Here is a 15,010-nt window from a genome sequence, read left to right as displayed (position 1 = left end):
CTCAGTGCAACTCGCTGGTGGAAACCAAAGGCATCGCGCCACGTTTTTTCATCTGCACGGCATACAGTGCGCCAGCGAGTATCACCAGCACCGCGCCAGCAACATAAATCATACGATAGCCAACCGGCTCAACCATCATTCCCATAATAAAGGCGCCAATCGCCATTCCGGCGTCCATCGCGTTAAAGAACAGTGAATTCGCTACACCGATTTTATGCGGTTCAACCGAGCTGATAATTTGCGTCTGGAAAACCGGCGTAACCGAACCGTAGCCGATACCGATTAAACCGCCGGAAATCATCATTATGATGCTGCCATTGGTGTAGCCCAGCGCCAGCAGGCCGATGGTAAAGACCAACAGGCATGGGTAAACAACATATTTCGGACCTTTTTTATCGCAAATATTCCCGGTGAAGGTACGGCATATCATCAGGAAAATAGCGTAGCACAGCAGGAAATTACTGGCCGCCGCCATTAAATCCAGCTCACGAGCGTACAGCGCCAGGAAAGCCGACACGCCCGCATAGGAGAAGGTCATGAAAAAGGTGACCAGCGCAAAAGGCAAGGCGGCGCGGTCAAACATCGCGGTAAAACCCAGATTCGGCCTGGAACCATCGGCATGATGGATTACCGGAGGGACCGTCACAATCAGGGAAAGCACAATCCCTAATACCGCTACAGCGGTACAGAGCCAGAATGCGGCGGTGAACGCGTTCCAGCGAGCCATATTCAAACCGATCCACGGTCCTACGACCATCGCCAGGCCCATTGCTAAAGAGAAAAAGCTGATGCCCTCTCCACGTCGGGAGGCCGGAATCAACCGCGCTGAAATAGTTCCTTTTACCGTGGTAATAACACCAAACGTAATCCCATGAAGTACGCGGATAAAGAGCAGCGACTCGATGGAATGGCAAACCGGATACAGCGCGGTAATCACCAAAAAAGCCAGAGAAGAGAGCATCAGAATCTTTTTATTCGAATATTTTCCCACCCACTGTCCGGCAAACGGCCGAATAACAATTGCCGCAGCCAGGAAACATGTCACTAATAATCCGGCCTTATCCGCAGAAGCATGCAGGCGGTCAGAAATATATATCGGTAATAGCGTCAGCAGTACGTAAAAAACAAAAAAGACAATAAAGCTGACCAGGGTTATCGCCCAAAAATCCTTCGTCCATAATTTTTCTTTCATTCTTAACGACCCGTTCAGATGGCGCACGCAGGCAACGCTCAGCTCAACTGAACACCTATCAGGTGCGTCAAAATGTGATGTATTCGATAGAATGTCAGTATAAACAAGCGCACTCTATTAGAGAAATTAATCGTTTTAATTATATTAATTAGGTTTTACTAATGACATTAACCCAAATCCACGCCCTGCTTGCCGTGCTGGAGTACGGCGGATTTACCGAGGCCAGCAAGCGGCTATACATGACGCAATCCGCCGTCAGCCAGGCTATCTCCGCGCTTGAGGAGGAACTCGGCGTTGGCATATTGATTCGTGATCGTCGCAAAGAGATTGAGCTTACCGCCGCCGGTAGCCGCATCGTCAGGCATTTACGCGCGATCCAGCGCGACGTCAACGCGGTAAAAGAGATTGCCGAACAAGAAAAAAAGAACCCGGCCCGTACGCTACGGATTGGCTGTTTTCCCAGCGCCTGCGCCTGTATTTTACCTGGCGTAATTCGCTATTTTGAAAGCCATCATCCAAATGTAAAAATTATCCCCTATGAAGAGAACAGTACGGCTATTATTGATTCGCTGCAGGACGGAAGTATTGATGCCGGTTTCGTTCCTTTTCCGGTCAACGGTATGTATTGTGTCCCCATTTACCGGGATAAATTCACCGTAGTAGTGCCTGAAAATCATCCCCTGTCGACTAACAGTACAGTAACGGTCGAAGAACTGATGGACGAACCACTAATTGTCAGTAAAGGTCGTTATGAGTTAAGCATTATGGCATTGTTTAAAGAAAAGGGTATTGAGCCGATATTTAAATATGAATTTAACCATCCCGATACTGCGCTGAGTTTTATTCGACAGGGATTAGGCATCGCCTTATTGCCAGAGTTAACCTTAAAAGCCACGGCAGGAAAATTATGTTCCGTGGCGCTGGAACCCACCTTTTATCGACAAATTTCCCTGTTAGCAAAAGAACCGCCGGTAGAAGGAAGTCCGCTATTTTTATTGCAAAAATGTATGGAAACACTGACCGATGAGGGCTTGCTATAAAACAACACCGCCTGATGGCATTGCGTTTACCAGACCTACGCTGGCGAACGTTGCGCCAGGCCGGATGAGGCGTTTATGCCCTCATCCGGCGCTTCACTTCTACTATGGCATACCTTTAATCATTTTTTTGCAGGAACATGACCGCCTTATCCGGGAAGTCGGTGAACAGCCCGTCGACCCCCGCCTTGTTATACAGGATATCGTACAACTGATTGACATCTGTGGCATAGTCTGGCAATTGATCGGCACGCACAGTGTAAGGATGAACTACCATCTTATTCTGATGCGCGTCTTGCACCATTCCAGTCAGCTTGATGTTCCCTTTCGTCGAGCCTTCCGCAACCAACATATGGTAATCCGGACCAATACCGTCCGCATATTCCGCCACCTGCTTCATGGCGCCCGGCTTAAACATCCAGTCGTAGTTGTAATTCACCCAACGACCATCCGGCTGTTTCTGCTGTGTTTCATTCCAGTCGGTATACGCAATAAGCTGAACCAGATTGAGATCCATCCCCATTTTGGGTTCCAGTTCATTCTTAATACGTTTCAGCTCAGCGACATCAAAACACTGCAAATAGACATTATCCTGCTTGCCGGTATAACCATACTTCTTCAGCACTTCCAGCGTTTTCGCGGCAATATCTTTCCCTTCCTGATGATGGAACCACGGTGCTTTAATTTCCGGATAAATACCAATATTTTTACCGGTAGAGTGATTTAATCCCTGAACGAATTCAATTTCCTCTTCAAAGGTATGAATGCGGAAATCAGATTTTCCCATCGGGAAACGCCCCGGATAAGTTTGTACTTTTTTGCCGTTTTCAATATCAAACCCTTCGGTAAACTTCAGGGATTTAATTTCGTCCAGGGTAAAATCGATAGCGTAATAACGCCCATCTTTACGCGCCCGGTCCGGAAAACGGTCAGCGACGTCAGTCACCCGATCAAGGTAGTGGTCATGGAGGACGACCAGATGGTCGTCCTTTGTCATCACCAAATCCTGTTCCAGGTAATCTGCCCCTTGCGCATACGCCATCGCTTTCGCCGGTAGCGTATGCTCCGGCAGATAACCGCTGGCGCCACGGTGGGCAATGACGACTTTTTCAGCCGCCACGGCACCGCTTCCGATTGCCATTCCTGCCAACATCAGTGCCACGCTAAGGTTTTTCAGTGTGGTTTTCATGTTTATTAGCCTCCGTTGCGTTTTAACTGCAGCTCATCATGATGGCGTTTTTCGCCAATCATCACGACCACCAGCAGGATTACCGCCAGAATGCTGCCGCCAATCATCACCATAAAGCCGCCATCCCAACCGAAGAAGTCAACGGTATAACCCACAATGGCGCTTGCGGCGACAGAACCGCCCAGATAACCAAACAGACCAGTAAAGCCCGCCGCCGTACCCGCCGCTTTTTTCGGCGCCAGTTCCAGCGCATGAAGACCAATCAGCATCACCGGACCGTAAATCAGGAAGCCGATAACAATCATACAAATCATATCAACGGTTGGGTTGCCAGCCGGGTTCATCCAGTAAACGATGGTCGCAATAGTGACCAGGGTCATAAAGAATACGCCCGTCGCGCCACGGTTGCCGCGGAATACTTTGTCTGACATCCAGCCGCACAGCAGGGTGCCTGGAATACCGGCATATTCATAGAGGAAATATGCCCAGGAGGATTTATCCAGAGCGAAATGCTTCACTTCTTTCAGGTACGTTGGCGACCAGTCGAGGATACCGTAGCGCAGCAGGTAGACAAACACGTTGGCGATAGCGATATACCACAGTAATTTGTTCGGCAATACGTACTGCATGAAGATTTGCTTCGCGGTGAGCTCTTCTTCCGCTTTTTCGTTGTAGTCGTCAGGATAGTCGTTTTTATACTCTTCGATAGGCGGCAGACCGCAAGATTGCGGCGTATCGCGCATCATTGCGAAAGCGAACAACGCCACCACAATCGCGCCAAAGGCTGGCATATAGAGCGCCGCTTTCCAGTCGTTAAACCACGCCATCCCCAGCAGAAACAGCAGTGGTGGGATCCCGCCGCCGACGTTATGCGCGCAGTTCCAGACTGACACAATGCCGCCGCGCTCTTTCTGCGACCACCAGTGAACCATCGTTCGACCGCACGGCGGCCACCCCATCCCCTGGAACCAGCCGCAAAGGAACAACAACACAAACATCACGGCGATGCTGGACGTCGCCCACGGCACAAAACCCATAAACAGCATGACTGCTGCGGCCAGAATCAACCCTGCCGGCAGGAAAACGCGCGGATTCGAGCGATCGGACACCGACCCCATTATAAATTTCGAAAAACCATAAGCGATGGAAATCCCGGATAGCGCAAAGCCCAGATCGCCGCGCGAAAAACCCTGCTCTACCAGATAGGGCATCGCGAGGGCAAAGTTCTTGCGCACCAGATAATACGCGGCATAGCCAAAGAATATCCCCAGGAAAATCTGCCAGCGTAACCGGCGATAGGTCGGATCAATCTCCGCCGCTGGCAAGCGCGCTTTATGCGGCGCTGGTTTAAAAATACTCAACATATTGTAGCCTCCGTGGCCCGTATTTTATTTAGAGATAAACACCGCAGTTCGTTCAAACGACCCCGCTGTTCCCAGTGTGGCCGCGATGTTAAGTAAAGATCTGTCTCATGAATGTGAATTACAGCACATATTGTTACAGATTTATGAATAATGTTCAGAAAAGCGCACGAAATCACGTTTCATTTTCGAATAATGAGCGATTATGCGCGAAATCAAACATTCCATATGATTTGTATGGCTAAATGATAAAAAACGAACTGTGAGGAAAAACAATGAAAACTCGTGACTCGCAAGCAAGTGACGTGATTATCATTGGCGGTGGAGCAACAGGCGCAGGGATCGCACGCGACTGCGCGTTGCGCGGTTTACGTGTCACCCTGGTGGAGCGGCATGATATTGCGACCGGCGCAACCGGGCGTAACCACGGGCTGCTGCACAGCGGCGCTCGTTATGCCGTTACTGACGCGGAATCCGCGCGCGAGTGCATTAGTGAAAACCAGATCTTAAAACGGATCGCCCGCCATTGCGTCGAACCGACGGATGGTCTGTTTATTACGTTACCGGAAGATGATCTTGCGTTTCAGGCCACCTTTATTCACGCCTGTGAAGCGGCAGGCATTCGCGCTGAAGCCATCGATCCGCAGCAGGCGCGCATCATTGAGCCCTCCGTTAATCCTGCGCTCATCGGCGCGGTAAAAGTGCCGGATGGCACCGTGGACCCTTTCCGCCTTACCGCCGCCAATATGCTGGATGCCAGAGAACATGGCGCAATCGTGTTAACAGCGCATGAAGTAACCGGGCTCATTCGTGAAGGCGCAACAGTCTGCGGTGTTCATGTGCGCAGCCATCTCACTGGCGAAACCCAGACGCTTCATGCGCCGGTGGTGGTCAATGCGGCAGGTATCTGGGGACAACGGATCGCCGAATACGCCGACCTGAGTATCCGCATGTTCCCGGCAAAAGGGTCGCTGTTGATCATGGACCATCGGATCAACCAGCATGTGATTAACCGCTGCCGGAAACCATCGGATGCCGACATTCTGGTACCTGGCGATACGATTTCACTGATCGGCACCACCTCTACCCATATTGATTACAATGAGATAGACAGCAACCGCGTTACCGCAGATGAAGTAGATATCCTGCTGCGTGAAGGGGAAAAACTGGCCCCTGTCATGGCGAAGACGCGTATTCTGCGCGCTTATTCCGGCGTCCGCCCGCTGGTGGCCAGCGATGACGATCCCAGCGGTCGTAACGTCAGCCGCGGTATTGTGCTGTTCGACCACGCCGAGCGCGACGGGCTTGAAGGCTTCATTACCATTACCGGCGGGAAGCTAATGACTTACCGCCTGATGGCGGAATGGGCCACCGACGCCGTGTGCCGCAAGTTGGGCAATACACGCCCCTGCATCACGGCGGATACGCCGTTGCCTGGCTCAAAAGAGTCTACGGAACATACGCTGAAACGCATTATCTCGCTTCCCGCGCCGCTACGCGGATCGGCGGTTTATCGGCATGGCGATCGCACGCCGGGATGGCTGAGTGAAGGCCGCCAACACCGTAGCCTGGTCTGTGAATGCGAGGCCGTCACGGCCGGTGAAGTGCAGTATGCCGTCGAAAACTTAACCGTGAATAGCCTGCTGGATCTGCGTCGTCGCACCCGCGTAGGCATGGGCACTTGCCAGGGCGAACTGTGCGCCTGCCGCGCAGCCGGGCTGCTGCAGCGTTTTAATGTGACGACCGCGGCGCAATCTATTACGCAACTCTCTGAGTTTCTGAATGAACGCTGGAAGGGCGTACAACCTGTCGCCTGGGGAGACGCACTGCGCGAAAGCGAATTCACGCGCTGGGTTTATCAGGGATTATGCGGTCTGGAGAAGGAGCACCAGGATGAAATTTGATACGGTTATTATGGGCGGCGGTCTCGCCGGTTTGCTATGCGGACTGCAACTCCAGCAGCATGGATTACGTTGCGCCATTGTCACTCGCGGACAAAGCGCGCTGCATTTTTCCTCTGGCTCGTTGGATCTGCTCAGCGCCCTGCCCGACGGCCAACCGGTGACCGAGATTACCGCCGGGCTTGATGCGCTGCGCCGCCAGGCGCCTGAACATCCTTATTCGCGTTTGGGCACGCAAAAAGTCCTTACGCTGGCGCAACAGGCGCAAACGCTACTTAACGCCAGCGGCGCGCAGTTATACGGTGACGTACAGCAGGCGCACCAGCGTGTAACACCGCTTGGCACATTGCGTTCAACCTGGCTTAGCTCGCCTGAAGTGCCGGTCTGGCCGTTATCCGCACAGCGAATTTGCGTCGTCGGCGTTAGTGGATTACTGGATTTCCAGGCGCACCTTGCGGCAGCGTCGCTGCGCCAACGCGATCTCAACGTCGAAACCGCAGAAATCGACCTTCCGGAACTGGACGTACTGCGTGATAACCCGACGGAATTTCGTGCGGTCAATATCGCGCGTCTGCTTGATAACGAAGAAAAATGGCCACTGCTTTACGACGCGCTATCACCGATAGCGACAAACTGCGACATGATCATCATGCCCGCCTGTTTCGGGCTGGCGAACGATAGGCTGTGGCGCTGGCTTAACGAACGCCTGCCCTGCGCGCTCACGCTGTTGCCGACGCTGCCGCCGTCGGTGCTCGGTATACGTCTGCACAATCAGCTCCAGCGCCAGTTTGCTCGTCAGGGCGGCATCTGGATGCCAGGCGATGAAGTGAAGAAAGTCACCTGCCGTCACGGTATCGTGAGCGAAATATGGACACGAAACCATGCCGATATCCCACTGCGTCCGCGTTTTGCCGTACTTGCCAGCGGTAGCTTCTTTAGTAGCGGCCTGGTTGCTGAGCGTAAAGAGATCCGCGAACCTATTTTAGGACTCGACGTACAACAAACGGCCACCCGCGCCGAATGGTATCAACAACATTTCTTCGACCCACAGCCCTGGCAGCAGTTTGGCGTCGTGACGGATGACGCTTTCCGCCCCTCCCTTGCGGGTAACACGGTAGAAAATCTGTATGCAATAGGTTCTGTGCTGGCGGGGTTCGACCCTATAGCCCAGGGATGCGGCGGCGGCGTCTGCGCAGTCAGCGCCCTCCACGCCGCGCACCATATCGCCGAGCGTGCAGGAGAACAGCAATGAGCGACACACGTTTTGAAAGTTGTATTAAATGTACGGTGTGCACCACCGCGTGCCCGGTCAGCCGCGTTAATCCTGGCTACCCTGGTCCTAAACAGGCCGGACCGGATGGCGAGCGTCTGCGTCTGAAAGACGGTACACTGTATGATGAGGCGCTGAAATATTGCATTAACTGCAAACGTTGTGAGGTCGCCTGTCCGTCGGACGTGAAGATCGGCGATATCATCCAGCGCGCCCGCGCGAAATACGATACAACGCGCCCGTCATTGCGTAACTTTATTCTCAGCCATACCGATCTCATGGGCAGCGTTTCAACGCCGTTCGCGCCGGTGGTCAATACCGCCACCGCATTAAAGCCGGTGCGCCAGTTGCTTGATTATGCGCTAAAAATCGATCATCGCCGCACCTTACCAAAATACTCTTTCGGCACCTTCCGCCGCTGGTATCGTAGCGTGGCGGCGCAACAGGCCACATACAAAGATCAGGTCGCCTTTTTTCACGGCTGTTTTGTGAATTACAACCATCCGCAACTTGGAAAAGATCTGATTAAAGTGCTGAACGCAATGGGCACCGGCGTACAACTACTGAGTAAAGAGAAGTGCTGCGGCGTGCCGCTGATCGCTAACGGTTTTACGGATAAAGCTCGCAAACAGGCTATCAGCAATGTGGAATCGCTACGCGAGGCGATTGCCGTCAAAGGTATTCCGGTCATCGCCACGTCATCGACCTGTACGTTTGCGTTGCGCGATGAATATCCTGAAGTGCTGGACGTGGACAACGCCGGGCTACGCGAACATATCGAGCTGGCCACCCGCTGGCTATGGCGCAAACTGGATGCCGGGAAAACGCTGCCGCTTAACCCTTTGCCGCTGAAAGTGGTCTACCATACGCCGTGTCATATGGAAAAAATGGGCTGGACGCTTTACACGCTTGAACTGTTGCGTCAAATTCCGGGGCTTGAATTGACAGTACTTGATTCACAGTGCTGCGGCATTGCCGGTACGTACGGATTTAAAAAGGAAAACTATCCGACATCGCAATCCATCGGCGCACCGCTGTTCCGCCAGATTGAAGAGAGCGGCGCCGACCTTGTTGTCACCGATTGTGAAACCTGTAAGTGGCAGATTGAGATGTCTACAAGCAAACGCTGCGAACATCCCATTACGCTACTGGCAAAAGCGTTGGGTTAAAGCATTCCCGGGTGCGGCCTACGCTTATCAGCCCTGTAAAGACCACAGGCGCCGATAAGCGTAAGCTGCGTCCCGCTCTTTTGCGTATGCCCTTCCGCAAAATTGTATCTGTTGCAGTATGGCGTATTTATTTCTCATCGTTTTTCGCAAAGAAGAAATTCTGCGCATGCAACCGGCGTTTTAGGTGCGTACCGTCATGCTAACTTATGCTGCAGGTGACGGATTACCATGGCCAAATCGACCACTTCAACGCCCCATGATGCGATTTTTAAAAAAATGATGTCTTATCCTGAGGTAGCACGGGATTTTCTTGATAGCCACCTTCCAGCCCCATTACGCGCAATTTGCGATTTAACCACGCTTAATCTGGAGTCAACCTCCTTTATTGAAGACGACCTTCGCGCCTATTATTCCGATATAGTGTGGTCGCTGAAAACCAATAAAGGTGAAGGATATATTTATTGTGTTATAGAGCATCAGAGCACGGCAGTACAGCATATGGCATTCCGGCTGATGCGTTATGCCACTGCCGCAATGCAATATCATCTTGATGCCGGAAATAAAACATTGCCTTTAGTCATCCCGATACTCTTTTATCATGGCGAACAAAGTCCTTATCCATTTTCGCTTAACTGGCTGGATGAATTTGACTCTCCACAGCTCGCGCGGCAACTTTATTCGCAAACCTTTCCTCTGGTGGATATTACGGTAACGCCAGACGATGAAATCATGCAACACCGACGCGTCGCGTTGCTGGAACTGATGCAAAAACATATCCGCGATCGTGACTGGATGAGTATGGTTGACAAACTCACCTCACTTTTAATTGCCGATATCGCTAATGACAGCCAGTTGCAAACGCTGTTTAATTACCTGGTACAATACGGCGATACTTCCCGGGCAAGCGATTTTATCCGTGAAGTTGCTAAACGTTCCCCCCATCACAAGGAGAGATTGATGACGATTGCAGAGAGGCTGCGGCAGGAGGGCCACCACAATGGGCTACAGGAAGGATTGCAGCAAGGACTACAGCAAGGTCGACAACAAGGAACGCGAGAAGAAGCGCTGCGTATCGCGCGCATGATGCAGGAAAAAGGTATCGATCGCGATGCGATTTTGGCCATTACCGGGCTTTCCGTCGAGGAAGCGGCTAACAACCATTGATAAATAATGTCGACATACAGGCCGGATAAGCCTTATCCGGCCTGCGATTTCGTTTTTATCGCCGACAGGCGATAAAGTCGTTATGCCGTCAATGATTCAACCACGTCTATCCAGCCATGCTCGCTGGTAATGTCCTCGCCATTAAGCCAGCGGCGCAGCATATTGAGCGCCATCATCGCACAGACTTCCTGACATATTGCCAGACTATAACGGTTAGCGCCAAAACGCACGCGTAAGGCATAGGTGCCATCCGGCGTCGCCAGCGCGAAATTAAGATGTTCGTTTTCCAGTCCCGACACGGCCAGCGCCAGACCGGCATAATGATTGCTGCGCCGTTCTGTCGTCCAGTGCGCCGTTTGCGCCAGCGTCTCTTCCTGCGAAGGAACAACTTCGCTGGCAAGAACAGGTGCCCCGGCACGGCAAAGCTGTAGCGCCAGTAAGCCGCCGGTGTATTGCTCACTCAATGTCAGGCTAAGCTGCCTTTCCTGCAGACGGCGGGCTATTTGCGCCGGCAGGTTTTCCGTACCTTCAAAAATCAGGCTCTGCCCGGCAACCCGCTTAACCTCTGGCCACAACGCCAGCATCGCCTCCCGCTGCGTAGCCGGGCCGGTCAACTTCAGTTCAATGATCGGCATTGATGAGCGATACCCCATCGTTACGCCGGACGGCAACGACAGTGAATCGAGGCGCTGCGCCAGGTCGCTTTCTGAACGTCCAAAAGTCGTTAACCGCAGACAAAGCGGCGGCTCTGGCAGCGAAAAACGTGCGCGTAACCGCGGTAAGATTTCCTGCTCCACCATAACCTTAAATTCCGATGGTACGCCGGGGGTGAAAAACATCAGGCAGCGGTTGAGCTGTAGCGCAAATCCACAGGCAGTGCCGACCGGATTATTAATAAACTCCGCGCTGGCAGGCAGTTCCGCCTGTTTACGGTTGCTCGGCACCATCACGCGACCACGCTGCTGAAAGTAGCGTTCCATTTCGGCCAGCCACGCTTCGTGCATTACCAATTCTTCGCCTTTTGCCGTTGCCGCGGCGAGCGCGCTTAAATCATCGCTGGTCGGCCCTAACCCGCCATTAACAATCAAAACATCAGCATGTTGACTGCGTTCACGCAAGATAGCGACCAGACTGTCCAGATTATCGCCCACCGTATTTCGCCGTGATAACGGAACGCCCTGATGAAAGAAAAAATCAGCCAGCCAGGCGGCATTGGTGTCAACGATTTGTCCGTGCAACACCTCATCCCCGGTGGATAGCATTTCCACATTTAGCATCGTGTTCTCCTGCTCTTATGATGAAAACACTATAACGCAAAGCCGGACAGGATATAGAAAGAAGAATGATGGGAAAAGGAGGAATATGGCGCGACGATTGCCGCGCCGTTAGCATCAGAAGCTGGCGTTGACGCCAATGTAAGGGCCATCAGCAATCGCGTTATCACGATTGCCATCTTTACCCGCCAGATTCAGGTAACGATAACCGGCTTCAATGCTCAGCGGGCGCATAATGGTGAAGCGCGCGCCTGCGTTCGCTTCTTCATAACTGTCGATACCGCTGGACAGCGAATCCGGTGAGTAATAATACTCGCCGAACAGACGGAGGCTGTCGCCGATTTTCCATTGTAACCCACCGCCGACAGCCGCCGCATAGCCTTCATCGCTGTCTTTCGGATTGGTATAAATACCTTTACCGCCGACAGTCGCCAGCAGCGGTCCAACCGGAATGTTCAGCCCCAGACCAACGCCCGCGGCGTCGCCATCATCATCATTGTGCATCCAGTTGCCGCTTAGCGCCAGTCCCGTTGATTCCGTACCGAAACCCACGCCAATGTTGGTGTAATCTTCACCCGCCTGGCCGCTAATACTTATGGCCTGCGCCGATGCAGAAACGAACAGCATTCCGGCAAAACCTAACAATATGCTTTTTTTCATTTTTACCCTTTCCAGCAAGCACATAAAGAAAAACTCCCTAAAACGGCAGAATTGTACTGCCAGACGCTGAGGAATCAATGTACTAAAAAACCATTCCAAAAACATATTGTAACGAAATACTACTTTCGCCGTGGCGCATCACTGCGCCATCACATGGCGAGGCCTGCAACAACAAGATTAACAAAAAACGCAGTCTGCGTTATCGCTTCCATTTTTCGCAAAGAATTTCGCAGAATGATTTGTTAAGCTAATGACTTATCTGTTTAAGGAAGCGACTTATGCGTCAACGAACTATAGTTTGCCCATTGATTCAAAATGATGGCTGTTACCTGCTGTGCAAAATGGCCGACAACCGCGGCGTCTTTCCCGGTCAGTGGGCGCTGTCGGGCGGCGGGGTCGAGCCAGGCGAACGTATTGAAGAGGCGCTGCGTCGGGAAATTCGGGAGGAACTCGGCGAGCAACTGATTCTGAGCGATATTACGCCGTGGACCTTCCGCGACGATATCCGCGTTAAAACGTATGCTGATGGCAGACAGGAAGAGATTTATATGATTTATCTCATCTTCGACTGTGTTTCCGCCAATCGCGATATATGTATTAACGACGAGTTTCAGGACTACGCCTGGGTCAAGCCAGAAGAACTTGCGCTGTATGATTTGAATGTAGCAACACGCCACACGTTAACATTGAAAGGGTTATTATAATGACGACAGCCCCCCAGGCTGTCTTTACGTTTTTACCACCCCAGCTAACCGGGAACAAATTCGCCATCTAAAAAAAGTTTTCCGTTTTCCGCATGCATGACGAGAGCATTGAGATAGTCCGGTTCAAACTTTACGCCGCGCTTATTTTCTGCAATATATGTCAAACAATGATTATGGGTAAAAATAACTATATTTTTATTCTGCGACTTTTTCAGTAACGTCTTGATTGAAGCATAAATACCACTGCCGCAATCCATCATTTTTTTATCCACTGTAAGCGGCCTGCCCGCGGAAAACCAGGTTGCCGACTGGATGGTACGCACCGTATTACTGGAATAGAGATTGTAATTTTGTATATCGGCACTAAAGGCTTTACCCAGCGATCTGGCATCCTGCGCGCCGTTAACCGTAATCCCCGTACTGTCTGACAAGCAGGTGTTATCGGAGCGATCGCACCGCTCGGCATGGCGAAATAACACCACTACCGGATGCTGCTTCGCCAGCGCCGCCAGCGTCTTACCGTTAATCTGCGGCAGACCGTTACCACTCCAGGCATGTTGCGAGGTCAACCCGGCGATAATAACCAACGCCCCCGCCACGATCGCGAAATAGCGTTTGTTTTTAATAAAGCGTAGGGTAAATGCCAACACATTAACCTCTCAGGCAGACAGAGCAGCTAACTTAATAGCCATAAGATTAAAATAAAATTCCATGACGGAAGACGCAGGCCAGAAACATAAAAACAGCTTCCAGGCGCGTATAAAATGCCTTAAAGTTTCGGCAAAAGCAAAGCATACCCCCATTAAAAATTATATTTTTACTTCACCTTAATTTCTTAATGTTAATTTAATCTTCATCCAGTAGGGTTCAGCTAAATGCGTTAAAAAATAAGCCCTTTTCTATTCCCCGAATATTTGAAAAGCGGCTTTCAATGGCTGAAGGAAAAATAATGTCGGACTTTTTGCCGTTCTCCCGCCCGGCGATGGGCGCGGAAGAACTCGCTGCCGTTAAGACCGTACTGGACTCAGGTTGGATAACAACCGGCCCAAAAAATCACGAACTGGAAGCGGAATTTTGTCGGCTAACAGGCAATCAATATGCCGTTGCCGTCAGTTCAGCCACCGCCGGTATGCACATCGTTTTGATGGCGCTGGGCCTTGGCAAAGGCGACGACGTCATTACACCGTCAATGACGTGGGTTTCTACGCTAAATATGATCGTTTTACTCGGCGCGAAACCCGTCATGATCGATGTTGATCGCGATACGCTGATGGTCACGCCTGAACATATCGAAGCCGCCATTACGCCACGAACCAAAGCCATTATCCCCGTCCATTACGCCGGCGCGCCTGCCGATCTGGACGCTATTTACGCTCTTGGCGAGCGTTATGGCATTCCGGTGATTGAAGACGCGGCGCACGCGACAGGAACCAGATACAAAGGTCGCCACATTGGTGCCCGGGGAACCGCGATTTTCTCCTTCCACGCCATTAAAAATATTACCTGCGCTGAAGGCGGTATCGTCGTCACGGATAACCCGCAATTGGCGGATAAACTACGCAGTCTCAAGTTTCACGGGCTTGGCGTTGATGCCTGGGATCGACAGAGCGGAGGACGCGCACCGCAGGCGGAAGTCCTGGCGCCGGGCTACAAATATAATCTGCCCGACCTCAACGCCGCTATCGCGCTTGCTCAGTTACAGAAACTGGATGCGCTTAACGCTCGTCGCGCCGCCATCGCAGCGCAGTACCACCAGGCAATGGCAGACCTGCCTTTTCAGCCTCTGAGCCTTCCTCCGTGGGAACATATCCACGCCTGGCATTTATTCATTATCCGGATCGATGAAGCCCGCTGCGGCATTACCCGGGATGCTCTGATGGCATCGCTGAAAACGAAAGGCATCGGCACAGGGCTGCATTTCCGCGCCGCGCATACGCAAAAATACTATCGCGAGCGTTTCCCAACACTCACGCTGCCTGACACCGAGTGGAACAGCGAGCGGATCTGCTCACTGCCGCTCTTCCCCGACATGACCGAGAGTGACCTTGATCGGGTCATTAGCGCCCTTCATCAGATAGCAGGACAATAA

Annotated in this window: 13 protein-coding genes; 7 read left to right on the top strand and 6 right to left on the bottom strand. The window is 52.0% G+C overall.

Annotated elements, in window-relative coordinates; translation table 11 throughout:
• Window position 1: 1 nt before the first annotated feature.
• Window positions 2-1,192, bottom strand: a complete 1,191-nt coding sequence (locus F4V72_RS16635; RefSeq protein ID WP_053507749.1) for an MFS transporter — start codon at window positions 1,190-1,192, stop codon at window positions 2-4.
• A 161-nt stretch (window positions 1,193-1,353) separates the two neighbouring features.
• On the opposite strand from F4V72_RS16635, the gene F4V72_RS16630 reads away from it, so the two are divergent.
• The gene (locus F4V72_RS16630) at window positions 1,354-2,232 is read left to right on the top strand and encodes a LysR family transcriptional regulator (RefSeq protein WP_023248483.1); all 879 of its coding nucleotides are present in this window, start codon (window positions 1,354-1,356) and stop codon (window positions 2,230-2,232) included.
• Window positions 2,233-2,347: 115 nt separating this feature from the next.
• Here the strand turns inward: F4V72_RS16630 and glpQ are convergent, their stop codons facing one another.
• Both glpQ and glpT read right to left on the bottom strand, forming a co-directional pair.
• Window positions 2,348-3,418: a glycerophosphodiester phosphodiesterase gene (gene glpQ / locus F4V72_RS16625; RefSeq protein WP_000858946.1), complete on the bottom strand. Its 1,071-nt coding sequence runs from the start codon at window positions 3,416-3,418 to the stop codon at window positions 2,348-2,350.
• Window positions 3,419-3,423: 5 nt separating this feature from the next.
• Window positions 3,424-4,782 carry a glycerol-3-phosphate transporter gene (gene glpT / locus F4V72_RS16620; RefSeq protein WP_000948741.1) on the bottom strand — a complete coding sequence of 453 codons (1,359 nt, stop codon included), beginning with the start codon at window positions 4,780-4,782 and terminating at the stop codon, window positions 3,424-3,426.
• A gap of 272 nt (window positions 4,783-5,054) precedes the next feature.
• On the opposite strand from glpT, the gene glpA reads away from it, so the two are divergent.
• From glpA to F4V72_RS16600, 4 genes are all read left to right on the top strand, one after another.
• Complete coding sequence (glpA, locus tag F4V72_RS16615) at window positions 5,055-6,683, top strand: anaerobic glycerol-3-phosphate dehydrogenase subunit A (protein WP_136058170.1); 1,629 nt, start codon at window positions 5,055-5,057, stop codon at window positions 6,681-6,683.
• Entirely contained in the window at window positions 6,673-7,932 is a 1,260-nt protein-coding gene (gene glpB, locus F4V72_RS16610; protein ID WP_023248485.1) for a glycerol-3-phosphate dehydrogenase subunit GlpB, read from the top strand. The genes glpA and glpB overlap by 11 nt, the downstream gene beginning before the upstream one ends.
• Window positions 7,929-9,119, top strand: coding sequence for an anaerobic glycerol-3-phosphate dehydrogenase subunit GlpC (glpC, locus tag F4V72_RS16605; RefSeq protein ID WP_023248486.1), 1,191 nt, complete (start codon window positions 7,929-7,931; stop codon window positions 9,117-9,119). Before glpB ends, glpC begins: the two co-directional genes overlap by 4 nt.
• Before the next feature lie 228 nt (window positions 9,120-9,347).
• Window positions 9,348-10,283, top strand: a complete 936-nt coding sequence (locus F4V72_RS16600) for an Rpn family recombination-promoting nuclease/putative transposase (protein ID WP_053507752.1) — start codon at window positions 9,348-9,350, stop codon at window positions 10,281-10,283.
• An 80-nt stretch (window positions 10,284-10,363) separates the two neighbouring features.
• Here F4V72_RS16600 and F4V72_RS16595 read toward each other — a convergent pair whose 3' ends face one another.
• The gene (locus tag F4V72_RS16595) at window positions 10,364-11,560 is read right to left on the bottom strand and encodes a nicotinamide mononucleotide deamidase-related protein YfaY (RefSeq protein ID WP_053530054.1); all 1,197 of its coding nucleotides are present in this window, start codon (window positions 11,558-11,560) and stop codon (window positions 10,364-10,366) included.
• A gap of 114 nt (window positions 11,561-11,674) precedes the next feature.
• Window positions 11,675-12,217, bottom strand: a complete 543-nt coding sequence (locus F4V72_RS16590; protein ID WP_023248489.1) for a YfaZ family outer membrane protein — start codon at window positions 12,215-12,217, stop codon at window positions 11,675-11,677.
• A gap of 278 nt (window positions 12,218-12,495) precedes the next feature.
• Here F4V72_RS16590 and nudI point away from each other — a divergent pair, with 278 nt between their 5' ends.
• Window positions 12,496-12,921: a nucleoside triphosphatase NudI gene (gene nudI / locus F4V72_RS16585; protein ID WP_023248490.1), complete on the top strand. Its 426-nt coding sequence runs from the start codon at window positions 12,496-12,498 to the stop codon at window positions 12,919-12,921.
• Window positions 12,922-12,965: 44 nt separating this feature from the next.
• On the opposite strand, the gene pmrG is transcribed toward nudI, so the two are convergent.
• Window positions 12,966-13,571, bottom strand: coding sequence for a lipopolysaccharide core heptose(II)-phosphate phosphatase PmrG (pmrG, locus tag F4V72_RS16580; RefSeq protein WP_023248491.1), 606 nt, complete (start codon window positions 13,569-13,571; stop codon window positions 12,966-12,968).
• Window positions 13,572-13,870: 299 nt separating this feature from the next.
• Between pmrG and arnB the strand changes: the two genes are divergently transcribed.
• The gene (arnB, locus tag F4V72_RS16575; protein WP_053507755.1) at window positions 13,871-15,010 is read left to right on the top strand and encodes a UDP-4-amino-4-deoxy-L-arabinose aminotransferase; all 1,140 of its coding nucleotides are present in this window, start codon (window positions 13,871-13,873) and stop codon (window positions 15,008-15,010) included.

It is taken from the genome of Salmonella enterica subsp. diarizonae, assembly GCF_008692785.1.
Taxonomy (GTDB): domain Bacteria; phylum Pseudomonadota; class Gammaproteobacteria; order Enterobacterales; family Enterobacteriaceae; genus Salmonella; species Salmonella diarizonae.
Note: the sequence above shows the minus strand (reverse complement) of the source record. Positions and strands in the feature narration are given on the sequence as shown.

What these genes read in the sequence shown, in the direction of transcription:
- nudI (WP_023248490.1), top strand. Translation starts at nt 12,496, where the DNA reads ATGCGTCAACGAACTATAGTTTGCCCATTGATTCAAAATGATGGCTGT.
- glpC (WP_023248486.1), top strand. Translation starts at nt 7,929, where the DNA reads ATGAGCGACACACGTTTTGAAAGTTGTATTAAATGTACGGTGTGCACC.
- F4V72_RS16595 (WP_053530054.1), bottom strand. Translation starts at nt 11,560, where the DNA reads ATGCTAAATGTGGAAATGCTATCCACCGGGGATGAGGTGTTGCACGGA.
- glpQ (WP_000858946.1), bottom strand. Translation starts at nt 3,418, where the DNA reads ATGAAAACCACACTGAAAAACCTTAGCGTGGCACTGATGTTGGCAGGA.
- F4V72_RS16590 (WP_023248489.1), bottom strand. Translation starts at nt 12,217, where the DNA reads ATGAAAAAAAGCATATTGTTAGGTTTTGCCGGAATGCTGTTCGTTTCT.
- F4V72_RS16600 (WP_053507752.1), top strand. Translation starts at nt 9,348, where the DNA reads ATGGCCAAATCGACCACTTCAACGCCCCATGATGCGATTTTTAAAAAA.
- arnB (WP_053507755.1), top strand. Translation starts at nt 13,871, where the DNA reads ATGTCGGACTTTTTGCCGTTCTCCCGCCCGGCGATGGGCGCGGAAGAA.
- glpT (WP_000948741.1), bottom strand. Translation starts at nt 4,782, where the DNA reads ATGTTGAGTATTTTTAAACCAGCGCCGCATAAAGCGCGCTTGCCAGCG.
- glpA (WP_136058170.1), top strand. Translation starts at nt 5,055, where the DNA reads ATGAAAACTCGTGACTCGCAAGCAAGTGACGTGATTATCATTGGCGGT.
- F4V72_RS16635 (WP_053507749.1), bottom strand. Translation starts at nt 1,192, where the DNA reads ATGAAAGAAAAATTATGGACGAAGGATTTTTGGGCGATAACCCTGGTC.
- F4V72_RS16630 (WP_023248483.1), top strand. Translation starts at nt 1,354, where the DNA reads ATGACATTAACCCAAATCCACGCCCTGCTTGCCGTGCTGGAGTACGGC.
- glpB (WP_023248485.1), top strand. Translation starts at nt 6,673, where the DNA reads ATGAAATTTGATACGGTTATTATGGGCGGCGGTCTCGCCGGTTTGCTA.